Here is a 25,789-nt window from a genome sequence, read left to right on the forward strand (position 1 = left end):
CGAAGATCATGACAACTCCTTTCCTCGGACCTGATCGGGCGCCCGGTGGTGGGGGACCGTGGTTCCACCGTGGACCTCGACCGGCCGACTCTCCACTGATCGGCGGAGAGCGATGACCTGGCAGTAATCGGTCAGTCGCCGACCGGGTCAGAGCAGGCGGGAGCGCGAGAACAACGCGTGCAGCAGTGGCAGTGCCGACACCGCCATCAGCACCGTGCCGAACACGGTGTCGTCCGCCCGGACGACGGCGCCCGCGATGAGCAGCCCGGCGAAGAGCACCGCGGAGACGATCCGCCGCACGGTCCCCTCGAGCCGGTTCAGCCGGCGCTCGACCGTCGGAACGGTGACCGCGAGGGTGCCGTCCTCGAGGGTCGTCGCCAGCTCGTCCAGGCGTCGCGGCAGCCGGACGAGCAGCCCGAGCGTGTCGAGCGCCTGCCGGCCCACGTCCTGCGCGACGTTCCCGCGCTCCTCCCGGATCAGCTGCTGCGCGTAGGGCTCGACCGAGTCCCAGAGGTTGAACGCCGGGTCGAGCGCGCTGCACACGCCGGAGGTCAGCGACATGGCCCGGATGATGAGTAGGAAGTTCTCGGGCAGCTGGAACGGCAGCGAGCGCACGACGTCGCCGAACTGGATCGCGAAGTCGCGGAACTCGCGCGGGTCGACCTCGCGCAGCTCCGCGAAGCCCATGCCGCCGAAGCGCGCGAAGAGCTGGGTCATCGCCCGCTCGAGCTCGCGGGAGTCGGCGGAGGGGAGCAGCACCCCGACGTTGCGCGCGGCGTCGACGAGCCCCTTGCCGTCGCGGGAGGCGGCGGCGATCAGCATCGCGCGCAGGCCCGCCCGCGTCGTCGGCGGCACCTCGCCCATCATCCCGAAGTCGATGAAGGTGAGCCGCCAGGGCAGCTCGCCGCCGGGGGTGGGTGTGACGAAGACGTTGCCCGGGTGCGGGTCGGCGTGGAACCAGCCGTGGGTGAAGAGCTGGTCGAACATGACCGCGGCGAACACCGGGGCGACGTCGCGCGGGTCGATTCCGGCGGCAGCGAGGCCCTCCGCGTCGGTGATCTTGATGGCGGTGACGTCCTGCAGCGTCAGCACCTTGCGGGTCGAGCGCTCCCAGATCACGTCCGGGACGCCGACGCGGGGGTCACCGGCGAGGTCCGCGGCGAAGCGCACCGAGTTGGCGGCCTCGCGCAGGTAGTCGATCTCCTCGAGGCTGGTGACCGCGAACTCCTCGACGAGCGCGGGCGCGTCGACGCGATCGGAGACGAGGCGCACGTGGGTCAGCCAGCCGCCGATGCGCCGGAGCGCCGCGAGGTCGACCTCGACGATCTCGTCGATGCCGGGGCGCTGGACCTTGACGACGGCGTTCTCGTGCCCGGAGTCGGCCGCGTCCACCGGCGAGAGCCGCGCGCGGTGCGCCTGCCCGAGCGAGGCCGCGGCCACCGGCGACTCGTCGACGTCCGCGTAGGCGCGTGCGAGGGTCATGCCCAGCTCGGCCTCGGCGAGCGCGCGGATGCGCGCGAAGGGGACCGGCGGCACCTCGTCCTGGAGGCCCTCCAGCTCACGGGTGATCTCGGGCGGGAGGACGTCCAGGCGCGACGACATGAACTGCCCCACCTTGATCATCAGCCCGCCGAGGTCGACGGCCAGGACGTGGAAGCTGCGCGCGAAGCGCCGCATCCGCTGCGGGCGGGTGCGCAGCGCGATCGCCGTCAGCCCGACGCGGGGCAGCAGCAGATCGAAGAACCAGGTCACCGCGAGGTGCCAGGAGGCGAACCGCAGGATGCGGCGGTAGCGACGCTGGTCGCTGCGGGCTCGGCGGCCCGGGTCGGCAGGACCCGGGCGGACCGGCGCCACCCGGGTCAGTCCTGCGCGAGGATCGCGTACAGGCGGCGGCGCACGTCCTCGAGTTCGGAGACGGCCTGCCGGATCTGAGCCGGGGTGCCCGAGCGGCCGACCTGCGCGGCGGCCTGGGCGAGAGCGACGCCGGCCTTCGGCAGCGCGCCGAAGTCGACCTGGTCGGACTCCGACCACGGGGTGCCGGTGCCGGAGGCCGCGACCTGCGCACGACCGGAGTCGGTGAGGCTGTAGGTCTTGCGGCCGTTCGACTCGTCGGCGGCGATCAGGCCCTCATCCGCGAGCAGCTGCAGGGTCGGGTAGACGGAGCCGGGGCTGGGCTTCCAGCTCCCGCTGCTGCGCTCCTCGATCTCGTGGATGATCTGGTAGCCGTGCATCGGCTGCTCGGCGAGGAGGGCGAGGACGGCGTCGCGGACATCGCCGCGGCCGACCCGGGTGCCGACGCGCTTCTCGAAGCCGGCGCGAGCCTGCTCCATCGCCTGCCAGATGCCGTCGACGGGGTTGCCGGCGCCGAACGCGCCGGTCGAGGACTGGTTCTTCATGATGACCTCCGTGTGTCTTCCGAGTGTGCCGTTCCGAACGACCGTGTCGCTCCGAACGATACTCAGCGATATGTGCGGCGACTGTGAGCGACTGCTTTCTCCGGCTTGTGCCTGGGCCCTGCCGTCGGCTCACTTCGGTGGCTGGGCGTGCGTGGCGCGCCACGGCGGACTGATCGTCGAGTCGTCTAGGTGAGTATGTCTCATCACGACCAGCTGCGGCCGTCCCTCGACGTACCGCTCCTTCGCTGCTGGTCGCATCGAGAAAAGGGACACCCATGAGAAACACCCGCACTGTGGCGGCCTGCGTGGCCGCGACGACCCTGTTCGGCCTGCTCTCGGCGACGCCGGCGCTGGCCTCCGAGCTCGATCGGGGCGACGCCTCGATCGTCCAGGGCCAGGAGTCGCGCGGCTCGGGCCTCGGACTGCTCGGCCACCTCGCGACGGACGCGGCGGACGCGCGGCCCGACCGGGGCGACGCGGGCATGCTCGGCTCCCCGCAGCCCAGCGGACCGGACGCCCCTCTGCCTTCGCGGCCCGTGCAGGAGGCGCCGACCGAGTCGACTCCGGCTCCGACGCCCGGCTTCGCGGCAACGCTCGAAGCGGACAGGAGGTTGATCGTCTCCCTGCCCATGGAGCGGTTCTCCTCGGGGCAGCGCTACGTGTTCTACGTCGACGGGGAGTACATCGGCGAGACCAGTGCCGACGGTCAGATCGGCGGCGTCCACCTCGTGTCCACGGAGGGCCCGGACGCAGTGGCGCGCTTCCGGATCGACGCGGGCAGGAACGGTGGCCGTGTGGAGGTCCGGCGGTACTTCGGCCGACTGGATCTCGGCCGGGACACCGAGCCCCGGGAGGAGACGGTGTTCGACCAGCAGGTCGCGGTCAGTACCGAGATCACGGCGACTCTCGTGGACGGGAAAGCAGTGGTCTCGGTGCCGGAGAAGTTCCTCGCCGCGAACCAGTTGCTCGTGGTCGGCATCAACACCGTCCGCGCCGAGATCAAGGGGGACACCGCCGTGGGGGTGGACCGGGAGTGGAAGGAGGGCACGGATCGGCTGTTCGAGATCCCCGATGTGAAGCCCGGTGAGCAGCTGGACGTCTGGGAGTTCGAGGGGGAGATCACGGACCCGCTGACCGCGGAGAATTCGAAGGGGAGGTTGTTCTCCGTGACGCTCTAGGGGACCGAGGCGGAGCGCGAGGCGGACGAGAGCGCGGTGAGTGATCCGGGGGCTTGCGGGCAGGGCTCCGTGAGCTCGCGTGCGTACCGCGTCACAGGGGAGCGGCCGGAGGTGCGTCGAGGTGAGAATGTCTCGTCGCGACCGGCCGCAGCCGACAGAGACGTGCTGCCTCTCCGATGCTGGTCGCCTTCATCGAAGGGAATCTCCATGAGGAACACGCGCACTGCAGCGGCCTGCGTCGCTGCGACCACTCTGCTCGGGCTGCTGTCCGCGACTCCGGCGATGGCCGGCCCGCTCGACGGCGGTGCTGGAGGAGCCGTCCAGCGGGAGGAGTCGCCCGGCGCCGGTCTCGGACTCCTCGGAGACTCCGTGACGGACGTGCCGGCCGGGCAGCCGGATCGCGGCGAGGCGGCCATGTCCGCGAGCCGGCAGCCGGGCGGACCGGACGTCCGCGAGCTCGGTCTTCCCTCTCGGGAGGTGCCGACCGTGCCGGCCCCGACTCCGACGCGGATCGAGCCCGCGCTCGCCGACACGTCGGCCGAGCCCGCCGCTGCGACGGAGTCGACCGAGACCGCTCCCGGAGTGGCGCCGATCGCGGAGCAGCCGTTCGTGATCGCGACGCTCTCGGACGAGGGGGTGCTGGTGTCGGTGTCCGATGACCTCTACCGCACGGACAAGCGGTTCGTGGTGATCGTCGAGGGGAAGCCTGTCGCTCAGATCCAGAACAAGCGGACTCGTGGGGTGGTGAGGGTGGTCCCCGATGTCGTCGATGGGCGGACGGTCCTCTACATCCCCGGGGTGAAGCCCGGTGATCGCATGGCGGTCACGGAGTACGCGGGATCGTTGGACGACGGGTTCGACGACACCCTCCGCCGGACGAGGGTCTACGCGGCGCAGCTCGGCGATGCCTTCCCGGCGACCGCGCCGTCCGCTCCCGGAGTGGCGCCGATCGCGGAGCAGCCGTTCGTGATCGCGACGCTCTCGGACGAGGGGGTGCTGGTGTCGGTGTCCGATGACCTCTACCGCACGGACAAGCGGTTCGTGGTGATCGTCGAGGGGAAGCCTGTCGCTCAGATCCAGAACAAGCGGACTCGTGGGGTGGTGAGGGTGGTCCCCGATGTCGTCGATGGGCGGACGGTCCTCTACATCCCCGGGGTGAAGCCCGGTGATCGCATGGCGGTCACGGAGTACGCGGGATCGCTGGACGACGGGTTCGACGACACCCTCCGCCGGACGAGGGTCTACGCGGCGCAGCTCGGCGATGCCTTCCCGGCGACCGCGCCCCCCGCTCCCGCGGCGTAGCCCGCACCGCAGGCACTCTCGCCCGACACCGGGACTCCGGCTGAGAACGCAGAAGTCGCGGTAGTCGCGTTCGACTACCGCGACTTCTGCGTTGCGGGGGCGACTCAGCGCGACGTCCGGGGTCTCGAGCGGGGCGGGGCGGGCATGCCGCACGGCGCGACAGGGGGAGAGGGGGTGCGGTGCGCTCCGAACACAATGGCTCCTCGTGACCGGCCGGGGCTGCTCCAGAAGATGCCGCTTCGTCGTCGCCGGTCGCACTGAAGGAAGGGAATTCCATGAGAAGCACGCGCACTCTGGCGGCCTGCGCTGCCGCCACCGCCCTGGTCGGCCTGCTGTCGGCGACGCCGGCGATGGCCGCACCAGCCGATCGAGCCGGGATCGGGGCCTCGCAGTCCGCGGCTGCGCCCGCGACGTCCGCTCCTGCAGCGAGTTCGACCGTGACGGCATCCCTCGTGGACGGTCACGTGATCGTGAGTCTCCCCGGTGAGATCGCCTCGTCGGACACGTGGCTCATGGTCCGCGCCGGGGAGAGGGTCCTCGGTCAGATTCAGAACGGTGTCGTCCTCGGCGGGAAGTCGTACTACGCGCTGGACGGCCGGATGAAGGTCGAGTTCGGTGCCGCGCAGGCGGGTGAGCGGCTGGAGGTCTTCCAGCTCGAGGGATCTCTGGGCGACGACGTCGACGACGCCCACTGGATCAAGAAGCTGGCCGACTTCCGGGCGTCGGACGCTCCGCTCGAGTCGGGACTGACGGCGTCGTTCGAGGACGGCTTCGCGGTGGTGAGCGTGCCCACCGCCGTCTTCGCGGCGGAGAGGAGGCTCGTGTTCCGGGCCGACGGGGTGGAGGTCGGTCAGAGCTACGGCGGGGAGACCTTCATCGGCGGCGGCCAGGACGGGAGAACCATGTTCCTCGGCAGCAAGCGGACCGACGGTGACCTGACGCGGGTGCAGCTCCTCGGTGTGAAGCCCGGCAGCCGGGTGGAGGTCTCGGAGTACGAGGGAACAGCGTTCGACTTCGGGGTGGACGACGTCAAGCGGATCGCGAAGCTGTTCGATCAGCAGGTGGGCGAGAAGCCCGGCGTGGCGGTGTCCCTGGTGAACGGGAACGCCGTGCTGTCCGTGCCCGATGAGGTCCTCCGGACGAACAAGCGGTTGGTGGTCTCCGCCGGAGGGAGGGACCTCGGCGAGATCCAGGGCGACGCGGCGTACGGGGCCGTGAAGGTGTGGCGCGAGGGCGACGCCAAGCTGTTCGAGTTCAGCACGGTGACGCCGGGTCAGCACCTGGAGGTCTGGGAGTACGAGGGCACGTGGTACGACTCGCGCGATCCGGCCCACCGCAAGGAGAAGCTGCTCGACCAGGTTCTGACGGCCACTCCGGCTGCGCCTGCCCCGCCCGCCCCGGCGGAGCCGACGTTCGTGAAGGCGTCGATCTCGGACGGTCGTGCCCTGGTGACCCTGCCGGACGCGATCGTCGAGTCGGATCGGCGCTTCGTGGTCGTCGTCGGCGGCAAGCCCGTCGCCGAGATGCGGCAGAACGATGCCCGCGGGGTGGCCGGGGTCTCGAAGTCGACCGAGGACGCGGAGACGACCTTCCTCATCGACGGGGTGAATCCCGGCGATCGACTGGAGGTCTGGGAGTACGAGGGCGTGCTGGGCTTCGGGTTCCAGGACGCACTCCGAAAGGCCGAGGTGTTCGACCAGCAGCTCTAGGCCGCTCGGCTCATGACGCAGAAGTTGCGGTAGTCGCGTTCGACTACCGCAACTTCTGCGTTGTGGGCGGGGTCAGCGCGGGAGGCGCTGGAGTGCGGTGCGGCGCTCGCGGTCCTCGAGGGCGGCGCGCTCGTGGCGGAGGGCGGCGATCTCCGCGTGGGTGGGCGGGAGGCGGCGCTCCCGAGTGCTCCACGCCACGAGGGCGATGCCTGCGCGGAGCGCGAGGCGGTCGAGCAGTTGGGCGAGTCGAGGTCGGGGGAGGCGGGCGACGAGTGTCGCTGCGGTGTTCACGATGGTGTCCTTCGTGCGGCGCCCGGTCGATGCCGGGCGGCTGGCGCGCGGGCGCGCCGGAGAGCGCCTGGTGGGCGCGGCGAGGAGCGCGCTCGGAGCGCGCGGAGCGGCCGCCGGAGGGGCGGCGCGCGGGACCCGGGGATCGGGTCGGGAACGGGACGACGGTCCGTGCGGCGGTGCCGTGGGACCGGGAGCTTCTTCTGCGCCGTCACCGTCTGAGCGATGACGAGCGGGAGGCTCGACCGGTCAGTCGGAGAGGGCGCCGAAGAAGCCGGCGGTGGTGAAGTGCGGCGCGTTCGTCATGGTCGGCTCCTTTCGTGGTGGCGTTCGTCGACCGTAGCGGGCCGCGGGTGTTCCTGGCAAGAGGCTGGGTGCGGCGGGTCTCGATAGGACGCCTGCGGCGACTGCTCGACCAGCATGAGGGCGGCTGCGGCGGCTGGCAGGCATGACGGTGGGGCGCGGACCCTTCCATGTTGATCGAGTAGACCGCGGAGCGGTCGTATCGAGATCCACCGTGCTGGGGGACGTGGGTCTCGATACGCCGCCTGCGGCGGCTACTCGACCAGCATGAGGGTGCCTGCGGCGGCTACTCGACCAGCATGTGGCTTCAGTTGCTCGACCAGCACGCAGGGGCTCGGCACGTGGAAACGGCTCCGGCTCGCCGGATCGGGGGATCATGGCGAGCCGGAGCCGGTTCTGCGTGCCGGAGGTGCCGGGTCAGGCGCGGGGGCGGGGCTGGAGGCGTTCGAGCTGGGTGACGTGGGCGGGGGTGAGCTCTTCGAGGGAGTGGGCGCCGAGGAGCTTCATGGTGCGGATGATCTGGTCGGAGAGGATCGCGATGGTGCGGTCGACGCCCTGGCGGCCGCCGGCCATGAGGCCGTAGAGGTAGGCGCGGCCGATGAGGGTGAACTTCGCTCCCAGGGCGATGGAGGAGACGATGTCGGCGCCGTTCATGATGCCGGTGTCGACCATGACCTCGGTGTCGGTGCCGACCTCGCGGACGACCTCGGGGAGGAGGTGGAAGGGGATGGGGGCGCGGTCGAGCTGGCGTCCGCCGTGGTTGGAGAGGACGATGCCGTCGACGCCGAAGTCGGCGAACGTGTGGGCGTCCTCGACGCTCTGCACGCCCTTGATGACGAGCTTGCCGGGCCACATCTCGCGGATGACCTTCAGGTCCTCGTAGCTGATGGTGGGGTCCATGGCGAGGTCGAGCAGGTCGCCGACGGTGCCGCCGGTCGCGCTGAGGGAGGCGAACTCGAGCTTCTGGGTGGTGAGGAAGTCGAACCACCACCACGGGCGGGGCAGGGCGTCGAGGACGGTGCCGACGGTGAGCTGGGGCGGGATGGAGAAGCCGTTGCGCTTGTCGCGCAGGCGGGCGCCGGCGACGGGGGTGTCGACGGTGAAGAAGAGGGTCTCGTAGCCGGCGGCGGCGGCGCGCTCGACGAGGCCGTAGGAGATCTCGCGGTCGCGCATGACGTAGAGCTGGAACCAGTTGCGGCCGTGCGGGTTGGCCTTCTTCACGTTCTCGATAGAGGTGGTGCCGAGCGTGGAGAGGGTGAAGGGGATGCCCGCGGCGGCGGCCGCTCCGGCTCCGGCGGTCTCACCCTCGGTCTGCATCAGGCGGGTGAAGCCGGTGGGCGCGATCCCGAAGGGCATGGCGGAGGGTGCGCCGAGGACGGTGGCGGTGGTGTCGACGGCGGCGACGTCGCGGAGCACCTGGGGGTGGAACTCCACGTCCTCGAAGGCCTGGCGGGCGCGGGCGATCGAGATCTCGCCCTCGGCGGAGCCGTCGGTGTAGTCGAACGCGGCCTTCGGGGTGCGGCGCTTCGCGATCGAGCGGAGGTCCTCGATGGTGAGGGCGGCGTCGAGGCGGCGCTTGCGGCCGTCGAGCTCGGGCTTCTTGAAGCTGAGGTACTCGAGCAGCTCGACGGGCTTCGGGAACTGGCGCTGGACCATGCTGGTCAGCCTTTCTCGGGGGAGGAGGGACGGGGTTCGTAGCGCGTCGGCGGGAACGCCCGGCGGACGAGCGCGCGCAGCGACTCGAGCGAGCCGGAGACGAGGCCCTGCGCGCGGGCCTGGACGATGATGTTCCCGATCGCCGTGGCTTCGCTGGGTCCGGCCTCGACCGGCAGCCCGGTGCGGTCGGCGGTGAGCTGGCAGAGCAGCTCGTTCTGGGAGCCGCCGCCGACGATGTGGATCGTGCGGACCCGCTTGCCGCTCAGTCGGACGGCGTCGGCGAGGGTGCTCGCGTAGGCCTCGGCGAGCGACTCGAGGATCGAGCGGACGAACTCGGGCCGGGTGCGCGGCTGCGCGAGACCGCGCTCGACGCACCACTCGACGATCCGGCCGGGCATGTTGCCGGGGGCGAGGAAGCGCTCGTCGGCGGGGTCGAAGGTCGTGATCGGTCCGCGGATCGCCGCGGCCTGGCGCAGCAGCTCGGCGAGGTCGATCTGCTCGCCGGTGCTGCGCTCCCAGGTGCGGATCGACTCGGAGAGCAGCCACAGCCCCGAGACGTTCTTCAGGAATCGGACCCGCCCGTCGACGCCGCCCTCGTTGGTGAAGTTGGCGGCCCGACCCTCCAGCGAGACCACCGGCTCCTCGAGTTCGACGCCGACGAGCGACCAGGTGCCACTGGAGATGTACGCGAAGTCCTCGTCCGCGGCCGGCACGGCGACGACGGCCGAGGCCGTGTCGTGCGAGCCGACGGCGACGACGCCGAGCCCGGCCGGGGCGCCGAGCTCGGCGGCGACGGCGGGCAGGAGCGAGCCGAGCCGGGAGCCCGGCTCGATCAGGGGCGCGAGGATCCCGAGCGGCAGTTCGAGGCGCGTGAGGAGCTCGTGGTCCCACGCGCGAGTGTGCGGGTCGAGCAGACCCGTGGTGGAGGCGTTGGTGATCTCGGTCGCGGCGACGCCGGTCAGCCAGTAGCCGATCAGGTCCGGGACGAGCAGCGCCTGGTCGGCGAGGGCGAGCACGTCGCGCTCGGCGGCGAGCTGGAACAGCGTGTTGAAGGGGAGGTGCTGCAGTCCGTTGCGCGCGTAGAGCTCCTCGGCGCCGATCCGCGCGTGCACGTCGGCGACGCCGCGCGCGGTCCGCTCGTCGCGGTAGTGGTACGGCGCGCCGAGCATCCGGCCCCGGCGCAGCAGGGCGTAGTCGACGGCCCAGGAGTCGACGCCGATCGAGACGACCTCGGGCTCGTCGCGGAGCGCGTTGGTGAGTCCCGCGGTGAGCGAGCGGTGGAGCTCGAGGATGTTCCAGTGCAGCGCGGACTCGGCGCCCTCCTGGACGCGGACCGGCTGGTTCGGGAAGCGCGCTACGTGCCGCATCCGCAGCTCGTCGTGGCCGACGTAGCCGAGGATGACGCGGCCGCTGGTGGCGCCGAGGTCGACCGCCGCGACGGCCTTCATCGGAGGACTCCTTCGGTCGCGGTCATCGGAGGAAGGCCGCAGCCACGCCCGCATCCACCGGGACGTGTAGCCCCGTGGTGTGCGAGAAGTCCGAAGTGCAGAGGGCGAAGACAGCGTTGGCGACGTTCTCGGGGACGACCTCGCGCTTGAGGATGGTGCGCTTGGCGTAGAACGCGCCCAGGTCCTCCTCGTCGATGCCGTAGGTCTTGGCGCGGTTCGCGCCCCAGCCGGAGGCGAAGATGCCGGAGCCGCGGACGACGCCGTCGGGGTTGATGCCGTTGACCTTGATGCCGTGCTCGCCGAGCTCGGCGGCCAGCAGGCGCACCTGGTGGGCCTGGTCGGCCTTGGTCGCGGAGTAGGCGATGTTGTTCGGGCCGGCGAAGACCGAGTTCTTCGAGGAGATGTAGACGATGTCGCCGCCGAGCTTCTGGTCGACGAGCACGCGGGCCGCGGCCTGCGAGACGAGGAACGAGCCCTTCGCCATCACGTCGTGCTGGAGGTCCCAGTCGGCCTCGGTGGTGTCGAAGAGGGACTTCGAGAGCGAGAGGCCGGCGTTGTTGACCACCAGGTCCAGGCCGCCGAAGGCGAGGACGGTGGCGTCGATCGCAGCCTTCACGGCGGCGGCGTCGGAGACGTTCGCCGCCACTCCTACCGCGACGTCGGTCGAGCCGAGCTCGGCGGCCGCGGCCTGCGCCTTGGCGAGGTCGAGGTCGGCGACGACGACGCAGGCGCCCTCGGCGGCGAGGCGGGTGGCGATGGCCTTGCCGATGCCGGAGGCGGCGCCGGTCACCAGCGCGATGCGGGAGGCGAGGGGCTTGGGCTTCGGCATCCGCTGCAGCTTCGCCTCCTCGAGCGCCCAGTACTCGATGCGGAACTTCTCGGCCTCGTCGATCGGCGCGTAGGTCGAGATCGCCTCGGCGCCGCGCATCACGTTGATCGCGTTGACGTAGAACTCGCCGGCGACGCGGGCGGTCTGCTTGTTCGCGCCGTAGGAGAACATGCCCACGCCGGGCACGAGCACGATCAGCGGGTCGGCGCCGCGGATCGCGGGGCTCTCGGGCGTCGCGTGCGCGTCGTAGTAGGCCTGGTAATCGGCGCGGTAGGCCTCGTGCAGCGCGGGGAGGCGCTCGACGATCTCCTCGACCGTGGCCGTGGCCGGCAGGTCGACGAGCAGCGGCTTCACCTTGGTGCGGAGGAAGTGGTCGGGGCAGGAGGTGCCGAGCGCGGCCAGGCGAGGGTGCTCGGTGCTCGCGAGGAAGTCGAGGACCTCGGCGGAGTCGGTGAAGTGGCCGACCTGGGGGCGGTCGTGCGAGGCGATCGAGCGCAGGTGGGCGGCGAGGGCGGCGGCCTTGGCGCGGCGCTCCTCCTCGGGCAGGGCGGCGTAGCCGTCGAGGGCGGGACCGAAGGGCTCGGGGCGTCCGTGCTCGGCGATGTACGCGCTGGCGGTCTCGATGATGCGGAGCGAGTTCGCCTCCGCCTCCTCGCTGGTGTCGCCCCAGGCGGTGATGCCGTGGCCGCCGAGGATCGCGCCGATGACCTCGGGGTTCGCCTCCTTGATCGCGGCGATGTCGAGGCCGAGCTGGAAGCCGGGGCGGCGCCACGGGACCCAGGCGACGGTGCCGCCGAAGGCCTCCGCGGTGAGGCGCTCGCCGTCGGCGGCGGTCGCGAAGGCGATGCCGGAGTCGGGGTGCAGGTGGTCGACGTGCGCGGCGTCGACGAGGCCGTGCATCGCGGTGTCGATCGAGGGGGCGGCGCCGCCCTTGCCGTGCAGCGTGTAGTCGAACGCGGCGACCATCTCGTCCTCGCGGTCGACGCCGGGGTAGACGTTCACGAGCGCGCGGAGGCGGTCCATGCGGAGGACCGCGAGGCCGGACTCCTTCAGGGTGCCGAGGTCGCCGCCGGAGCCCTTGACCCAGAGCAGCTCGACGGGCTCGCCGGTGACCGGATCGGTCTCGACGCCCTTCGCGGAGGTGTTGCCGCCCGCGTAGTTCGTGTTGCGCGGGTCGGCCCCGAGGCGGTTCGAGCGGGCGATGAGCTCTGCGGCGGTCGAGGCTGCCATGACTTCTCCGTCTGATTGAACGAGTGTGTTAACTATCACAGAAGCTAACAGGCCGACTCGTTCCGGTCAATGCTCGTCAGCGGACGTCAGCGGACGTCAGCGGACGTCAGCGGACGTCAGCGGACGTCAGCGGACGTCGGCGAGTCCGCGGAACGGGTCGAGTCGCTCGTCCGCGGGGTCGAGCTCGGTCACGAGCACCGCGATCGCGTCCCAGTCCAGCGCGCGGGCGAGGGCCGTGCGCTCGAGCTTGGAGGAGTCGACCAGCAGCACCGTCTCGGCGGAGGCGGCGACGAGCACGCGCTTCACCTGGGCCTCCTCGAGCGTCACCTCGCTGGTGCCCGCGCGGGTGACCGCCGAGGCGGAGGTGAAGAAGCGGTCGTAGTGCAGCTCGGCCGCGCCGGCGCAGGCGAGCGGGCCGACGAAGCTGTCGGTCTCGGCCTGGAGCTCGCCGCCGATCAGCACGACCCGGGCGCGGGTGGCACGGGCCGAGGCGTGGTTCTCCAGCGAGTTGGTGGCGATCAGCAGCCGCGGCGACTCCGGGGCGGCGGCGAGCAGGGTGCCGGCGGTCGAGGAGGCGTCGACCGCGACCGCGCCCGAGTCGGGCAGCAGGGCGACGGCCTTGCGGGCGATCTCGCGCTTGGCGGCGGCGCCCGCGGCCAGGCGCTCGGCGAAGGGGCGGGGGCGGAGCGCGGCGACCGCGCCGCCGCGGACCCGGCTGAGCCGGCCCTCCGCCTCGAGGTCGGCCAGGTCGCGGCGGACGGTCATCGTCGAGACGTCGAGCTCGGCCGCCGCGTCGTCGAGGCGGATCGCGCCGTCGCGCTCGAGCAGCTCGATCAGGCGCGCGCGCCGCTCCGCGGAGTCCACCGTGGCCATGCCGCTCCCGTTCCGCCGGCGCGTGGGCGCCCGCGCGATCGAGAGTAACGGTGGGCGCGCGGGCCGGGCGCCGGTCTCGCGGGCCTCAGCTCTCGTCGTCGCGGTCGCGCCGGACCTGGGCGGACGGGTCGCGACCGGTCACCGGGAACGGCCCCGTCACTCCGTCGCGCAGCTCCGCGATCCGGAGGATGCGTCCGCGCTGCAGGAACCAGCCGGCCACCAGCAGCGGGACGATGATCACCAGCGAGGCGATCGTGAGCGTGCCGACCGGGAAGTCGATCGCCATCAGCACCAGCACCACGGCCAGGAAGACGAGGGTCAGCCAGGAGGTGACCGGAGCGCCGGGGAGCTTGAAGGACGGCTCCTTCGCGAGGCCCTTCTTCGCCCACTGCCGCAGTCGCATCTGGCAGAGGATGATCGTGCCCCACGCCGTGATGATGCCCAGGCTCGCGATGTTCAGCGCGATCTCGAACGCCTGGCTCGGCACGAAGTAGTTCAGCACCACGCCCGCCACCGTGAAGGTCGCGGTCAGCAGGATGCCCGCGTAGGGCACGCCGCCCTTCGACATCCGCGTCGTCCACTTCGGGGCGGAGCCGTTCATCCCCATCGAGTGCAGCGCGCGACCGGTGGAGTAGAGGCCGGCGTTGAGCGAGGAGAGCGCCGCGGTGAGCACCACGAAGTTCATGATCGAGCCGGCGATCGTGCCGACCTCGGGCCCGCCGATCGAGGAGAAGAAGGTGACGAAGGGGCTCTCGCCCTCCTTGTAGGCGGTGTAGGGGAGCAGCAGCGAGAGCAGGACGATCGAGCCGACGTAGAAGATCGCGATCCGGAAGATCACCGAGTTGATCGCGCGGGGGATCACCTTCTCGGTGTCCTGCGTCTCGCCGGAGGCGGTGCCGACCAGCTCGATCGCGGCGTAGGCGAAGACGACGCCCTGCATCACCAGGACCGCGGGGAGCAGTCCGTTGGGCAGGATGCCGCCGTTGTCCGAGAGGATCGAGACGCCGGTCTGCACGGTCTCGCCGCCGGCCTGCACCGGGAAGGCGAAGACGAGCCAGATCAGCGCGACGACGAGGAAGGCGACCAGCGCCGTCACCTTGATCAGCGCGAACCAGAACTCGAGCTCGCCGAAGACCTTGACCGCGACCATGTTCGCGGCGAGGACGACGAGCAGCGCGATCAGGGCGAGGAGCCACTGCGGCGCCGCGGTGAAGGCCGACCAGTACTTGAGGTAGACGGCGACGGCGGTGGTGTCGACGATCGAGGTCATCGCCCAGTTGAGGAAGTACATCCAGCCTGCGGCGTAGGCGAACTTCTCGCCGTAGAACTCGCGGGCGTAGGAGATGAACGATCCCGACGACGGGCGGTGCAGGACGAGCTCGCCGAGAGCGCGGAGGATGAAGAAGGCGAAGACGCCGGCGACGAGGTAGGCGATCGCGAGGGCCGGGCCTGCGGAGTTGAGGCGGCCGCCGGCGCCGAGGAAGAGGCCGGTTCCGATCGCGCCGCCGATCGCGATCATCTGGAGCTGGCGGGGCTTCAGACCGTGCTGGTAGCCCTCCTGCTCGTGCGAGAAGTCCTTCGCGGGCGCCTGCTCCGCACCGATGTCGTCCTGCGCTGTCATGGCGTCACGGTACTCCCGCGCGGGGGCGGTTCCGGCCGCCGAGCGCGGGGCGGGGGTGGGTATGCGCTTGCCCGGCCTTTCGGCGGGGTGCGGAGGGGTGTTGAGGCTCCTCCACAGGCACTGAAACGCGCCGAGTCGTCCGGATGCCTCGTCGATGTGATCAGATCAGTATGGGTTCGGGCATACGGTTCCCTCGCTGCGGCAGCGCAGCCCGCCTCACCGGTCTCGGCGACGGCGGTCCGAACACAGAGAGGTCCCCCATGTCCTTCCGAGCACCCGGCTCCCGCCGGTCCTTCATCACCGGACTCGCCCTCACGGGGGCGATGCTGATCGCGCCCGTGGCGGCGGCGTACACCGTGTCCCACCCCGAGGAGGGAGGGACGTGGATCCACGGGACGACCGGCGGGACCGTGCTGTCGTCGTATCAGCACGACTCGCGGTCGCATAAGGCGACAGTCTTCAACGGCGAGTACCACCGCACCGGCTGCAAGGCTGCGGGCCGGGATGCCTCGGTGAGTGCACCCGCTCGCACCTTCGAGGTCGACTCCGCGTACTACGACGTCTGCTGAGTCCTGATCGATAGGCGGGCGGGGCTTCGGCCTCGCCCGCCCTGACAGCGGGAGAGCTGTGAGAAGCAAGAGTGTGGTCCTCGGCTATGTGCTGGCCGTCGTCCTGGCGGCGGTGCTCGCCGTCCTGTTCGTTCGCGCGTTCGATGCGCGTGGCCCGGTGTGGAACGGGGGCTGGCAGCTCGTCGTGTCGCAGGACGCGACACCCCGGGTCTCCGCGAGCGAGGTCTACCGTGACCTCACGGCGCTGGCGGACGATCGTGGTGTCGACATCGTCCGGTACGTCGAGGATTCGGTGGATCCGGCGACCGTGCGCCACCTCTACGTCGCAGGCGAGGGGACCGCGGCGGAGCTGCTCCGCGACGGCTACGGCGCTGTCGACACCGCGATCACGACGACGGTCGCGCCGCTGCAGGACCTCGGCCTGCTCGATCCGCGCGGAGCCTGGCTGGTCGGGGGTGATCGAGCGGATGCGGAGGCGGTGCTCGCGGTCATCGAGAACGGCGGCTGGTCGGGCCGGGTCGCGCCCTACGCCTCGGGCATCGACGTCGACACGTACCGCGAGTACGGCGATCTGATGCGCTCACTCGCCGTCGCGCTGCTCGCCGTCATCGTTCTGGTCGGAGCGGGAACGCTGCTGCGGAGCCGGGCGCACGGGGTGCAGCGACTGCACGGCGCGGGGGTCCTGACGATCCTGCTCGCGGAGTGGCGCTTCCTCGCGCTCCCGGTGGTCACCTTCTCCGTCGGCGGAGTGGCGGCGGTCGCTCTCGCGACGGCCGCTCTGAACGGCCTCGCGCAGCTGCCGACGGTCCTCGCGCTCTTCGGTCGGCTGCTCGCGCTCCTCCTGCTCGCCGCGGTCGTCGCGCAGATCCTCGCGATCGCCCTCACCGACGGCCGCCGGCTCGTCGACCAGGTGAAGGGCGAGATCGACGGCTGGTGGGTGCTGCTCGGCGTCTACGCCGTCCGGGTCCCGGCGGTGCTGGTGCTCCTCGCGATCGTCGCCGCGCTCGGTCAGAGCGCCCGGGTCGCCGACATCGAGGGGCGCAGCCGCGAGCTCCGGAGTGTCGCGCAAGACGCGGTCACGATTGGCATCGGCGGGTACTTGAGCCCGTCCGAGTACCACGCCGCTGATCGGCGACTGGCCGATCTGGCCGTCTCGCAGGAAGCCTCCGGAGGGGTGATCTTCGTCACGCCGGGACTCAGCGACCAGGGAAACGTGCTGCTCGTCAATGAGGGATACCTCCGGAGGGTCGAGGTGCTCGGCGACGACGGGCGCCGGATGACCGAGGTCCCCGACGGCGTCCTCACTGTCCTCGAGCCGGAGGACACGTCTGCTGAGTACCGGCTGTCCGTGCTGGCCGACTTGCACTCCTGGCAGGACACGCAGTCGAGCGTCTCGGATCCGGCACCCGCGACCGTCGGTCTTCCAGTCGCGGAGCACGTCGTGCCGTCGGGGCAGGTCCTCGTCACCCTGGGCTCCGGTGAGCACAGCTTCCGCCCGGAGCCCGAGCTCGTCGATCCGGTCGTCGTCGTTCTGCCATCGGTCGGGGTGCTCGCCGCCTCCGAGCTGGTCGCGGTGATCACCCAGGGAGGAGTGATCTTCACCGAACCCGCGGCGCTCCCGGCCGCCATCGAGGTGGGCGGTCTCTCCCCCTTCGTGGCCTCCATCACCCCAGTGGCGTACCAGGCGAACGAGCAGTACCGGCGGGCGCTCGGTGCCCACGCGATCAACGTGATCGGGTTCGTGAGCGGCGGGATCGTCGTGCTGCTCACCGGTCTCGTCGCGGCGGTGGTGCTGGTGGAGAAGGACCGCAAGCGGGCGTTCGTGCACCGGCTGTCCGGGCTCGGACCGCTCACGGCGCACCGCAGCGGGCTCCTGCTGGAGGGTGTGCTGCTGACCGCGACGCTGGCGCTCGCCGTCATCCCGCAGTGGTTCCGCGATCCGAAGGACGTCCGCACGGTGATCGACCTCGGCACGGTCGACACCGAGAACTTCCTGCTCGAGCAGACGGCGCTGGACATCGGCGTGGTCGCAGCCAGTGCTGCGCTCCTCCTCGCGTGCCTGGCCCTCGCCCACCGGAGGGCGAGCCGCTCGCCCGTCGTCGACGCCTGATGCGCTCCCCGCTCCACTCCTCCCTCCCGACCGAACGGAAAGGCCTCCTGTGATCCTCGCCACCCACCTCGCCAAGGGCTACGGCCGACGCACGCTGTGGAGCGGGCTCGACGTGACCGTCGCCTCGGGCAGCACCCTCGCCCTCACCGGCGCGAGCGGCAGCGGCAAGTCGACGCTCCTCAACTGCCTCGGGCTCCTCGACGCCCCCGACTCGGGCTCGATCGAGGTCGACGGCGAGGAGCTGACCCGGCTCCGGGCGCACGGCCGCCGGCGCTTCCGGCGGGACCGGCTCGGCTACCTCTTCCAGAGCTACGCCCTCGTCGACACCGCGACCGTCGAGCAGAACCTCGCGATCGCGCTCGGCGAGCGGCGCGGACGCAGCGACCGGTTCGAGCGCGCGCTCGAGCGCGTCGGCCTGGCGGGGCGGGGCCGCGAGCGCGTCGCCCGGCTGAGCGGCGGCGAGCAGCAGCGGGTCGCGCTCGCCCGGCTGCTGGTCAAGAGCCCGAACCTGGTCCTCGCCGACGAGCCGACCGGCGCCCTCGACGCCGAGAACAGTGAGACCGTGCTCGACGTGCTGACCGAGCTGGCCGGTCACGGCGCGAGCGTGGTCGTCGCGACCCACGACCCCGCGATCGCGAGCTGGTGCGACGACCGGCTCCACCTCGCGGCGCCCTGATCGGGAATCCCTGGCCGAACGGTGCTGGTCAGGGGTCTCGATACGCCCGCTGCGCGGGCTACTCGACCAGCGAATCGGTGGGCCGCTGCGCGGGCTGCTCGACCAGCAGGGGAGATCAGGCGGGGGCGCGGTGGGTGGCGAAGGCGAGGTCGAAGAGGGGGAGGCGGTCGCGCTCGACGACGGCCGTCAGGACGCGGTCGCCGAGGTGGGCGCCGACGCCGAAGACGTGCGCGTCGGTGTCGATCCGGAGGCCGGGGACCGGGCGGCCGTCGAGGAGGAGCGGGACGTCGTGCTCGACGCACTTCTCGGTCGCGGGGCCGAGCAGCTCGCCCGGGAAGCCGCCGCGGACCCGCTCGTCGCGGAACCGGTTCCTCAGGATGTGGTTCACGTGCTCCACGAGGACGCTCTCGACGGAGTGCCACGGCGGGGCGGGCTCGTGCGCGACGGTCGTCCGCACCGCCTCCCACAGCCACGGGTAGCGCATCCGGGCGGTGATCGCGGTCATCCAGTCGGGCAGCGGGCGCACCGGTGGGGCGTCGAGTGAGGCGCGCAGCTCGTCGTCGAGCTCCGCGAGGTTGGCGGGGTCGTCGTGGTCGTCCGGGTTCAGCCAGAGCGTGTAGCCGATCGCCACGGACTCGATCTCGACGCGTCCGCCGGAGGTGCTCGACGCCGTTCCGGACGTCCACGGCTCGAGCGACGGCTGAGGAACGAAGCCGTACAGCGGGCCCGGGAAGGCGCGCGCCACCTCGTCGAGGGTCGGCGGGACCGGGACGTCCTCGAGGCGGGCGCTCTCGTCGTAGAACATCCTCCGAGCCTTGCGCGTCGCCTCGGCAGGTGCAACGGCGGGCGGTGACCCGGCGCGAAGCGGCGGTGGGCGGGGGGAGGCGAGCGGCGGTTCGGCGATGGCGGGTCTCGATACGCCCGCGGAGCGGGCTACTCGACCAGCAAGGGGGGCGGGTCTCTCGACGCGGTGCTCGGCGGAAGCATGCTGGTCGAGTAGCCCCGCAGGGGCGTATCGAGACCCGAACCCGTCAGCGCCTGAGTTCTGCGGACTCGGCTCGTGGCGATGGTGGGTCTCGATACGCCCGCTGCGCGGGCTGGTCGACCAGCAACGGTGGTCAGCCGCGGGCGTGGCGGGTGACGAAGGTGAAGTCGAGGAAGGGGAGGCGGTCGCGGTCGACGACGGCCGTCAGGAAGCGGTCGCCGAGGTGGGCGCCGACGCCGAGGACGTGCGGGTCGGTGTCGATCCGGATGCCGGGGACCCACCGCCCGTCGAGGAGGAGCGGGACGCCGTGCTCCACGCCGAGGTCCATCGCGGGGCCGAGGAGCTCGCCGGGGTCGCTCCCACCGGCGCGCTCGCTGCGGAGGCGGCTCCTCAGGATGCGGTTCACGTGCTCGAGGAGCGCGAACTCGATGCTCTGCCACGGCGAGTGCTCCTCCGCCACGCTCGTCCGAACCGCGTCCCAGAGCTGGGGGTACGGCATCCTGGCGGCGATCTCCGCCATCCACTCGGGTACGGGATGCGTCGGCGAGGCGTCGGGCGAGGGCCCCGGCTCGCCGTCGAGCTCCTCGAGATTCGCGGGGTCGTCGTGGTCGTCCGGGTTGCGCCAGAAGGTGTAGCCGATCGAGGCCTCGTCGAAGAGGATCACCCCGCCCCGGTCGCGCGCCGAGGCCGAGGACACCCACTCCTCCAGGGACGGCTGCGGCGTGAGGGTGAAGAGCGGGCCTCGGAAGAACCGCGTCACGACGTCCAGCGTCGGCGGCTCGGGGAGCTCCTCGGGGGACAGGTACTCGTCGGCATGCATCCGTCCAGCCTCACGCGACGGCGGCGCGGCGGGCAACGCCGTTCGGCGAACCGGCGCGAGGCGACGCACCGGGGCTCAGGCCGGCGTCGAGCCCGACGTCGCTGTGTCGTCGCGTGCAGCTCGCGCCCGCGCCTTGATGGCCTCGATCACCTCGGTCTTGGCGTCCGAGTAGGCGTTCATGTCGGCCCAGCTCCGCTCCATCAGCGAGCGCTTGGTCGCCTCGTAGAGGGTGCGGTCGGCCGCGTCGCGGCGGAGGTGGTCGCGGAGCAGGAGGTACTCCTCGATCGCGGCGTCGCGCCGGCCGTAGACGTGCACGTGCACGTCGCGGTCCGGGGTGCGGACGAGGCGGTGCCCGGGCTCGCGGACCCGGAGCGCGTACCCGGCCGCGAGCAGCGGGTCGAGGTAGTCCTCCTCCGCGGTGATGTCGGGGACGGCGACGGCGATGTCGACGATCGGCTTCGCCGCGAGGCCGGGCACGGACGTCGAGCCGATGTGCTCGATCGCGACGTCCAGCGCGGCGAGGGCCTGCGCGATCCGCCGCTGGTGCTCGCGGAACGCCTCCGGCCAGCCCTCGTCGTACGCGTGCAGTCCGACCGCGAGCGGCTCGGCGCCGCCGACGATGTCGACGCTGGTGACGTCGGGGCGACGGGGGTGCTCGCTGCTGTCCATACCGGAATCCTCGCAGTGCTCGCGGCCCCTGATCGCGGCGGGCGAACGCCCGGGGCAAGGGCTTGCAGCCCGCCGGTCGGAGGGATTGTCTGGACGGAGGAGAGAGAGGTGTCACCATGACGCAGACCTTCCCCGCGTGGTTGCGGGACCAGGAGAAGAGGGACGACGAGGTCGGCGAGCTCGCCCAGACCTACGCCGGCCGCGGCGACCTGCCGGAGCACGGCGGACGCGCCATCTACGACGGCTACTTCGCGAGCGAGCCCGCCTCGGCGCAGGCCTCGCTCGACCGGGCCTGGATGGAGTTCGAGGCGCACCCCGAGCCGTCCGCCACCTCGGACGAGCCGGAGGGACTGCGATGAGCGACCAGACCCCGAGCCCCGTCGAGGACCCGGACGACCAGGCCGACAAGCCCTCGCAGGCCGAGGGCGAGGATCCGCGCGACACCCCGGTCGAGGTGCTGCCCGCCGAGGGCAAGCCGTCGAAGGCCGAGGGCTGAGCCGGTCGATCGGAGGTGGAGGGGCGTTCCCGGTGACGGGGGCGCCCCTTTCCGCTGCCTGCGGTGGGGGGATCTCGATACGCCCGCTGCACGGGCTACTCGATCAGCATGGGGTGCCTGCTGCTGGCTTCTCGATCAGCAGGTGGTGCCCGCTGCGCGGGCTTCTCGCCCGCATGATCCGGCGACGGCAATCCATTCAGCAGAAGTTGCGGTACTCGCTGGCGACTACCGCAACTTTTGAGGAGTGGGGGGGGGCGACGACGGGCGGGTCAGCGGCCGACGGCGGCCATCAGCTCGTGGGCCTCGGGGCTCTCGGGGTACTGGGCGAGGACGCGCTCGAGGTCGCGGCGGGCCGGGGCGCGCCGGCCGTCGGCGAGGTGGGTGCTGGCCCGCTCGTAGAGGGCCTCGATCCGGAGCTCGACGGGTCGGGCGGTCGTGACATTGGGCCGCACCACGCGGTCGAAGGCCTCGAGGGCGCTCTCGATCAGGCCGAGCTCGCGCAGGGCGACGCCGCGGCGGATGAGGACCGCGGCGGACGGCGCGTCGACGTTGACCACCGGCGCCGAGAACTGCGCCATGTCGCCCCAGCGCCGCCGGGCGGAGTAGAGCGAGGCGAGCGTCGAGGCGGCCAGCGTCGAGGGCGGGAGTGTCTCGACGGCGGCCGTGGCGCCGGCCGGGTCGTCCGCGGCGGCGAGCTCTGCGAAGAGCAGGCGCAGCGCGGTCGCGTCGAGCGGGACGTCGATGTCGAGTCCGGCGCTGAGCGGCAGGTGGGCCGTGAGGACGATCCCGTAGCGGCGGAGGAACGGGTCGGCGGACGGGTCGTAGCGCATCCGCACCAGCCAGCCGGCGAGTCGGAGGGCGCGGTCGTCCTCCCGGCGCGACAGCGCGTCGCGGACCAGCTCGATCACGGCGGCGAGCTTCGAGCCCTCGGGGGAGGCGGCGGTCGCCTCGTGCAGCTCGGACGCGGGGGCGCCCGCGCGGATCAGGCGGATGAGCGGCGCCTCCCACGGCTGAGCCAGCGGCGAGGGCCGCACGAGACCGGGGCCGCTGGGCATCGACAGCCCGGCCGAGAGCCGGGAGCGGTCGTGGGAGCGGCTGAGGGTCGGGCCCACGACGGGGTGCAGACGAGCACCCGCGAGGACGCGCAGCTCCCCTGCGGTCCGGAAACCGATCCCCACTGCAGCACTCCCCCACTCGGGGGACCCACTCGAACCCCCAGGTCCCCAGTTTACGGGGTCCTCCGGCGTCCCTCCCCCCGAAAGGGGCCTGCGGCCGTGTCGGGAATCGGAGGAGGGTCGACGCGTCAGGACGCACGGCCCTCGAGCGGCCGCGACGGCCGTCTCGATCGAGCACCTCCGCGGGCGGTGACCCGTGAGCCACCGCCCGCGGAGGCGTCTCCGTCGAGGCGTCTCCGTCGGGACTCCTCCGTCAGGACGGCCCGGTCAGGACGCCTCCGTCAGGACGCCCCGGTCAGGCGACGGCCGTGAGGCGGGAGCCGTCCGCGGCGCTGCGCTCGACGGCGTCGAGCACCTGCTGCACCTGCAGGGCGTCGGCGAACGACGGTGTGGGCTGGACGCCCTCGGCGATCGCCGTGACGAGGTCGACGACCTGGTGGCTGAAGACGTGCTCGTAGCCGAGCCCGTGCCCGGTCGGCCACCAGGCGGCGGCGTAGGGGTGCACCGGCTCCGTCACCTGGATGGTGCGGAAGCCCTGCGCGTCCTCGGGGTCGCGGGCGTCGTAGTACTCGAGCTCGTTCAGCCGCTCGAAGTCGAAGGCGATCGAGCCCGTCTCGCCGTTGATCTCGATGCGGTTGGCGTTCTTCCGGCCGGTGGCGACGCGGGTCGACTCGAAGACGCCGACGGCGCCTCCGCTGAGCGTCGCGGTGAACAGCGCGGCGTCGTCCACGGTGACCGGGCCGCGCTCGGCGCCCTCCTCGGCCCGACCGCCGAGGCCGGCCTGCGCGGAGAGGACCGGGCGCTCGGTGACGAAGGTGCGCAGCATCGCCGAGACGCCGTCGATCGTCTGCCCGGTGAGCCACTGCGCGGTGTCGATGCTGTGCGCGCCGATGTCGCCGAGGGCGCCGGAGCCGGCCCTCTCCTTGTCGAGGCGCCAGGTCAGCGGTCCCTCGGAGTCGCTCAGCCAGTCCTGCAGGTACTGCGCGCGGACGTGCCGGATCTCGCCGAGCCGGCCCTCCTCGAGGAAGCGCTTGGCGAGCGCGAGCGCCGGGGTGCGGCGGTAGCTGAATCCGCACATCGCGAAGCCGGTCGCCGCGGCGGCCGCCTCCGTCATCGTCCGCGCCTCGGGGACGGAGCGCGCGAGCGGCTTCTCGCAGAGCACGTGCTTGCCGGCCTCGAGGGCGGCGATCGCGATCTCGGCGTGCTGGTCGCCCGGGGTGCAGATGTCGATCAGGTCGATGTCGTCGCGGGCGATCACCGCGCGCCAGTCGATCGAGGACTCGGCCGCGCCGAAGTTCTCGGCGGCGGCCCGCGCGCGGCCCTCGTCGCGGCCGACGACCACGGCGAGCTCGGGCTGCAGCGGCAGGTCGAAGAAGCGCGGGGCGGTCCGCCAGGCCTGGGCGTGGGCGCGGCCCATGAAGGCGTGGCCGATCATGGCGACGCGGAGGGGTGCTGTCATCGGGGGTCTCCTCGGAAGGGGCGCGCCGGCCGCGACCAGGGAGAGGTCGCGGCCGGCGCGGGACGGGTCGGGTGGTGCCTGCGGGCGCGGGCGGAGTCAGGCGCGGACGGGCTCGCCGACCGGCTCGCCGGCGGCCGTCCGCAGCGGGAGCAGCTCGGGCCGCTCCACCCTGGACTCGATCTCGACGACCGCCTTCTCGGCGCTCGAGCGGAGGATCGCGTCCATGATCTCGAGGACGTGCAGCCCGAGGCGGCCGGAGGCGCGGTGCGGCCGGTCCTCCTCGATCGCCTCGGCGATGTCGGCGAGACCGACGCCACGCCCGGTGTCGACGACGCCGGCGGAGTCGGGGACGACCCGCCAGTCCTCGTCGCGCACCGCGACCTCGACGGGGTCGGAGAACATGTTCGGGTCGGGGACGGCGATGGTGCCCTCCGTCCCGAAGATCTCGAACTTCGGCGCGCGGGTGCGCCAGACCTCGAAGCTGACCATCACGGTCGAGGTGACGCCGTTCTCGTGCTCGAGCAGCGCGCTGATGTGCGTGTCGATCGAGACGGGGATCGGCGTGCCGGCGCGCGGGCCGGACTCGATGGTGCGCGGGCGGTCCGAGCGGGTCGCGAGACCGGTGACCCGGACGACGGGGCCGAAGAAGTGCACCAGCGCGGTCAGGTAGTACGGGCCCATGTCCAGCAGCGGGCCGCCGCCGGGCTGGTAGTAGAACTCCGGCGCCGGGTGCCAGCGCTCGTGGCCGGGGGCGGCCCAGTGCACCTGCGCGGCGATCGGCGTGCCGATCACTCCGGAGTCGAGCGTCTGCCGCGCGGTCTGCACGCCGGTGCCGAGCACGGTGTCGGGGGCGCTGCCGAAGCGCAGGCCCAGCTCCTCGGCCAGGTCGAGCATCGGCGCGGCCTCGGCGGGGCTCAGGCCGAGCGGCTTCTCCGCGAAGACGTGCTTGCCGGCCTTCAGCGCGCGGGTGCCGATCTCGACGTGCGCGGCGGGGATGGTCAGGTTGAGCACCGCGTCGACCTCGGGGTCGGCGATCAGCTCGTCGACCGAGAGGGCGCGGACGCCCTGCTCGTCGGCGACCTCCTGCGCTCGCGCGGTGTTCAGGTCGGCGACCGCGACGAGGCGGAGGCCGGGGAAGGTCGGGAGGTTCGCGAGGTACTGCTCGCTGATCTTGCCGACTCCGATGATGCCGACTCTCAGCGGGAGGCCCACAGCAGTCCCCTCTCGATGATGGTGCGGACGTTGGCGTCCTGGAGGATCTCGACGCGGTGGCCGGGGGTCGAGACGAAGATGCGGCCCTCGCCCCACTGGCGGGTCCAGACGGCGGGGGAGGTGATCGGGCGGTGCCACGGGTCCCACTCGCGGACGGCCTGCGTGGTGGTCGCGAGCACGTCGTTGTAGTCGTCGTGCAGCACCCAGTACTGCTCGGTGGTGAGCTCGAAGTCGCCGATGCCCTGGGTGATCGGGTGGTCGGCCGCGAGGGCCGTCATCTCGATCGTGTGCGGGACGTAGTTGTCCGACTGCTCGCCGGTGCGCTCGTCCGGGTGCTTGCCCGGGTGCGAGACGAACTGGCCGCCGATCAGCTGCAGGTAGTCGGAGTTGTTGCGGTACGAGTCGGCGATGCCGCCGTGCCAGCCGGCCAGGCCGGTGCCGCGCTCGACGGCCGCGCGCAGGCCGAGGAACTCGGGCCACTCGATCGAGGTCATGGTGTTGGACTGCACGATCAGGTCGACGGTGCGCAGGTAGTCCTCGTCGGCGTAGACGGCGGTCGACTCCTCGACGCGCACCTCGAAGCCGTTCTCGGCGAGGAAGGGGAGGAACAGCTCGGTCGCCTCGACGGGCTGGTGGCCGTCCCAGCCGCCGCGGACGACGAGCGCCCTCTTGGCGGGAGTGGACGGGGGGAGGTCGGTCATCGGTGTCCTCGGGGTGCTCGGCGGATCGCTCCGCGGTTCGTCATCGAACGGTAGTTGCGCAACTCTGTTGCCGTTGCCGCCCGT

23 protein-coding genes are annotated in these 25,789 nt (G+C 71.9%); 8 read left to right on the forward strand and 15 right to left on the reverse strand.

The annotated features are described in order from the left end of the window. Window positions 1-147 precede the first annotated feature (147 nt). Complete coding sequence (locus EDF22_RS19410) at window positions 148-1,854, reverse strand: AarF/ABC1/UbiB kinase family protein (RefSeq protein ID WP_123706452.1); 1,707 nt, start codon at window positions 1,852-1,854, stop codon at window positions 148-150. A 5-nt stretch (window positions 1,855-1,859) separates the two neighbouring features. Beyond that, a complete protein-coding gene (locus EDF22_RS19415; RefSeq protein WP_123706453.1) occupies window positions 1,860-2,396 on the reverse strand; it encodes a PadR family transcriptional regulator in 537 nt (178 codons plus the stop codon). 275 nt (window positions 2,397-2,671) lie between these two features. On the opposite strand from EDF22_RS19415, the gene EDF22_RS19420 reads away from it, so the two are divergent. The 3 genes from EDF22_RS19420 (at window position 2,672) to EDF22_RS19430 (ending at window position 6,585) form a co-directional block, all read left to right on the forward strand. Next, on the forward strand, window positions 2,672-3,574 hold the full coding sequence (locus EDF22_RS19420) for a hypothetical protein (RefSeq protein ID WP_123706454.1): 903 nt from the start codon (window positions 2,672-2,674) through the stop codon (window positions 3,572-3,574). A 207-nt stretch (window positions 3,575-3,781) separates the two neighbouring features. Further along, window positions 3,782-4,876 carry a hypothetical protein gene (locus tag EDF22_RS19425; protein ID WP_123706455.1) on the forward strand — a complete coding sequence of 365 codons (1,095 nt, stop codon included), beginning with the start codon at window positions 3,782-3,784 and terminating at the stop codon, window positions 4,874-4,876. A 437-nt stretch (window positions 4,877-5,313) separates the two neighbouring features. Continuing rightward, on the forward strand, window positions 5,314-6,585 hold the full coding sequence (locus EDF22_RS19430; protein ID WP_148059251.1) for a hypothetical protein: 1,272 nt from the start codon (window positions 5,314-5,316) through the stop codon (window positions 6,583-6,585). Window positions 6,586-6,657: 72 nt separating this feature from the next. On the opposite strand, the gene EDF22_RS19435 is transcribed toward EDF22_RS19430, so the two are convergent. The 6 genes from EDF22_RS19435 to EDF22_RS19460 all read right to left on the reverse strand — a co-directional run bounded on the left by EDF22_RS19435 (window position 6,658) and on the right by EDF22_RS19460 (window position 14,833). Then, a complete protein-coding gene (locus EDF22_RS19435) occupies window positions 6,658-6,876 on the reverse strand; it encodes a hypothetical protein (RefSeq protein WP_123706457.1) in 219 nt (72 codons plus the stop codon). A 717-nt stretch (window positions 6,877-7,593) separates the two neighbouring features. Next, window positions 7,594-8,832 (reverse strand): alpha-hydroxy acid oxidase, encoded by a 1,239-nt coding sequence (locus tag EDF22_RS19440; protein ID WP_123706458.1) that lies wholly within the window; start codon window positions 8,830-8,832, stop codon window positions 7,594-7,596. Window positions 8,833-8,837: 5 nt separating this feature from the next. Next, window positions 8,838-10,280, reverse strand: coding sequence for a rhamnulokinase family protein (locus EDF22_RS19445; RefSeq protein ID WP_123706459.1), 1,443 nt, complete (start codon window positions 10,278-10,280; stop codon window positions 8,838-8,840). Window positions 10,281-10,302: 22 nt separating this feature from the next. After that, a complete protein-coding gene (locus EDF22_RS19450) occupies window positions 10,303-12,339 on the reverse strand; it encodes a bifunctional aldolase/short-chain dehydrogenase (RefSeq protein WP_123706460.1) in 2,037 nt (678 codons plus the stop codon). Window positions 12,340-12,465: 126 nt separating this feature from the next. Then, complete coding sequence (locus tag EDF22_RS19455; protein WP_123706461.1) at window positions 12,466-13,212, reverse strand: DeoR/GlpR family DNA-binding transcription regulator; 747 nt, start codon at window positions 13,210-13,212, stop codon at window positions 12,466-12,468. Window positions 13,213-13,297: 85 nt separating this feature from the next. Next, the gene (locus EDF22_RS19460; RefSeq protein ID WP_123706462.1) at window positions 13,298-14,833 is read right to left on the reverse strand and encodes an amino acid permease; all 1,536 of its coding nucleotides are present in this window, start codon (window positions 14,831-14,833) and stop codon (window positions 13,298-13,300) included. Between the two features lie 260 nt (window positions 14,834-15,093). Here EDF22_RS19460 and EDF22_RS19465 point away from each other — a divergent pair, with 260 nt between their 5' ends. The 3 genes from EDF22_RS19465 (at window position 15,094) to EDF22_RS19475 (ending at window position 18,188) form a co-directional block, all read left to right on the forward strand. Next, window positions 15,094-15,402, forward strand: coding sequence for a lactococcin 972 family bacteriocin (locus tag EDF22_RS19465; RefSeq protein ID WP_132436830.1), 309 nt, complete (start codon window positions 15,094-15,096; stop codon window positions 15,400-15,402). 73 nt (window positions 15,403-15,475) lie between these two features. Further along, window positions 15,476-17,512: a hypothetical protein gene (locus tag EDF22_RS19470; RefSeq protein WP_123706464.1), complete on the forward strand. Its 2,037-nt coding sequence runs from the start codon at window positions 15,476-15,478 to the stop codon at window positions 17,510-17,512. Between the two features lie 49 nt (window positions 17,513-17,561). Continuing rightward, complete coding sequence (locus EDF22_RS19475; RefSeq protein WP_123706465.1) at window positions 17,562-18,188, forward strand: ABC transporter ATP-binding protein; 627 nt, start codon at window positions 17,562-17,564, stop codon at window positions 18,186-18,188. 115 nt (window positions 18,189-18,303) lie between these two features. On the opposite strand, the gene EDF22_RS19480 is transcribed toward EDF22_RS19475, so the two are convergent. From EDF22_RS19480 to EDF22_RS19490, 3 genes are all read right to left on the reverse strand, one after another. Next, entirely contained in the window at window positions 18,304-18,993 is a 690-nt protein-coding gene (locus EDF22_RS19480) for a hypothetical protein (RefSeq protein ID WP_123706466.1), read from the reverse strand. A 313-nt stretch (window positions 18,994-19,306) separates the two neighbouring features. Then, complete coding sequence (locus tag EDF22_RS19485; protein WP_123706467.1) at window positions 19,307-19,993, reverse strand: hypothetical protein; 687 nt, start codon at window positions 19,991-19,993, stop codon at window positions 19,307-19,309. Between the two features lie 75 nt (window positions 19,994-20,068). Further along, window positions 20,069-20,662: a GrpB family protein gene (locus tag EDF22_RS19490; protein ID WP_123706468.1), complete on the reverse strand. Its 594-nt coding sequence runs from the start codon at window positions 20,660-20,662 to the stop codon at window positions 20,069-20,071. A 116-nt stretch (window positions 20,663-20,778) separates the two neighbouring features. Here EDF22_RS19490 and EDF22_RS19495 point away from each other — a divergent pair, with 116 nt between their 5' ends. Together EDF22_RS19495 and EDF22_RS21010 are read left to right on the forward strand one after the other, a co-directional pair. Next, the gene (locus EDF22_RS19495; protein WP_123706469.1) at window positions 20,779-21,021 is read left to right on the forward strand and encodes a hypothetical protein; all 243 of its coding nucleotides are present in this window, start codon (window positions 20,779-20,781) and stop codon (window positions 21,019-21,021) included. Beyond that, window positions 21,018-21,158, forward strand: coding sequence for a hypothetical protein (locus EDF22_RS21010; protein WP_159421935.1), 141 nt, complete (start codon window positions 21,018-21,020; stop codon window positions 21,156-21,158). Before EDF22_RS19495 ends, EDF22_RS21010 begins: the two co-directional genes overlap by 4 nt. Window positions 21,159-21,427: 269 nt before the next feature. Here EDF22_RS21010 and EDF22_RS19500 read toward each other — a convergent pair whose 3' ends face one another. The 4 genes from EDF22_RS19500 to EDF22_RS19515 all read right to left on the reverse strand — a co-directional run bounded on the left by EDF22_RS19500 (window position 21,428) and on the right by EDF22_RS19515 (window position 25,705). Beyond that, complete coding sequence (locus EDF22_RS19500) at window positions 21,428-22,336, reverse strand: tetratricopeptide repeat protein (RefSeq protein ID WP_123706470.1); 909 nt, start codon at window positions 22,334-22,336, stop codon at window positions 21,428-21,430. Between the two features lie 292 nt (window positions 22,337-22,628). Beyond that, window positions 22,629-23,792, reverse strand: coding sequence for a Gfo/Idh/MocA family protein (locus EDF22_RS19505; protein ID WP_123706471.1), 1,164 nt, complete (start codon window positions 23,790-23,792; stop codon window positions 22,629-22,631). Window positions 23,793-23,888: 96 nt separating this feature from the next. Further along, the gene (locus EDF22_RS19510; protein ID WP_123706472.1) at window positions 23,889-25,004 is read right to left on the reverse strand and encodes a Gfo/Idh/MocA family protein; all 1,116 of its coding nucleotides are present in this window, start codon (window positions 25,002-25,004) and stop codon (window positions 23,889-23,891) included. After that, window positions 24,989-25,705, reverse strand: coding sequence for a ThuA domain-containing protein (locus tag EDF22_RS19515; protein ID WP_123706473.1), 717 nt, complete (start codon window positions 25,703-25,705; stop codon window positions 24,989-24,991). Before EDF22_RS19515 ends, EDF22_RS19510 begins: the two co-directional genes overlap by 16 nt. Window positions 25,706-25,789: the final 84 nt, after the last annotated feature.

This window comes from Rathayibacter sp. PhB127, assembly GCF_003751665.1.
Taxonomy (GTDB): domain Bacteria; phylum Actinomycetota; class Actinomycetes; order Actinomycetales; family Microbacteriaceae; genus Rathayibacter; species Rathayibacter festucae.

Coding starts and splice junctions, on each gene's coding strand:
- EDF22_RS19515 (WP_123706473.1), bottom strand. CDS start 25,705: ATGACCGACCTCCCCCCGTCCACTCCCGCCAAGAGGGCGCTCGTCGTC.
- EDF22_RS21010 (WP_159421935.1), top strand. CDS start 21,018: ATGAGCGACCAGACCCCGAGCCCCGTCGAGGACCCGGACGACCAGGCC.
- EDF22_RS19420 (WP_123706454.1), top strand. CDS start 2,672: ATGAGAAACACCCGCACTGTGGCGGCCTGCGTGGCCGCGACGACCCTG.
- EDF22_RS19425 (WP_123706455.1), top strand. CDS start 3,782: ATGAGGAACACGCGCACTGCAGCGGCCTGCGTCGCTGCGACCACTCTG.
- EDF22_RS19495 (WP_123706469.1), top strand. CDS start 20,779: ATGACGCAGACCTTCCCCGCGTGGTTGCGGGACCAGGAGAAGAGGGAC.
- EDF22_RS19505 (WP_123706471.1), bottom strand. CDS start 23,792: ATGACAGCACCCCTCCGCGTCGCCATGATCGGCCACGCCTTCATGGGC.
- EDF22_RS19415 (WP_123706453.1), bottom strand. CDS start 2,396: ATGAAGAACCAGTCCTCGACCGGCGCGTTCGGCGCCGGCAACCCCGTC.
- EDF22_RS19480 (WP_123706466.1), bottom strand. CDS start 18,993: ATGTTCTACGACGAGAGCGCCCGCCTCGAGGACGTCCCGGTCCCGCCG.
- EDF22_RS19485 (WP_123706467.1), bottom strand. CDS start 19,993: ATGCATGCCGACGAGTACCTGTCCCCCGAGGAGCTCCCCGAGCCGCCG.
- EDF22_RS19455 (WP_123706461.1), bottom strand. CDS start 13,212: ATGGCCACGGTGGACTCCGCGGAGCGGCGCGCGCGCCTGATCGAGCTG.
- EDF22_RS19490 (WP_123706468.1), bottom strand. CDS start 20,662: ATGGACAGCAGCGAGCACCCCCGTCGCCCCGACGTCACCAGCGTCGAC.
- EDF22_RS19460 (WP_123706462.1), bottom strand. CDS start 14,833: ATGACAGCGCAGGACGACATCGGTGCGGAGCAGGCGCCCGCGAAGGAC.
- EDF22_RS19450 (WP_123706460.1), bottom strand. CDS start 12,339: ATGGCAGCCTCGACCGCCGCAGAGCTCATCGCCCGCTCGAACCGCCTC.
- EDF22_RS19465 (WP_132436830.1), top strand. CDS start 15,094: ATGTCCTTCCGAGCACCCGGCTCCCGCCGGTCCTTCATCACCGGACTC.
- EDF22_RS19445 (WP_123706459.1), bottom strand. CDS start 10,280: ATGAAGGCCGTCGCGGCGGTCGACCTCGGCGCCACCAGCGGCCGCGTC.
- EDF22_RS19440 (WP_123706458.1), bottom strand. CDS start 8,832: ATGGTCCAGCGCCAGTTCCCGAAGCCCGTCGAGCTGCTCGAGTACCTC.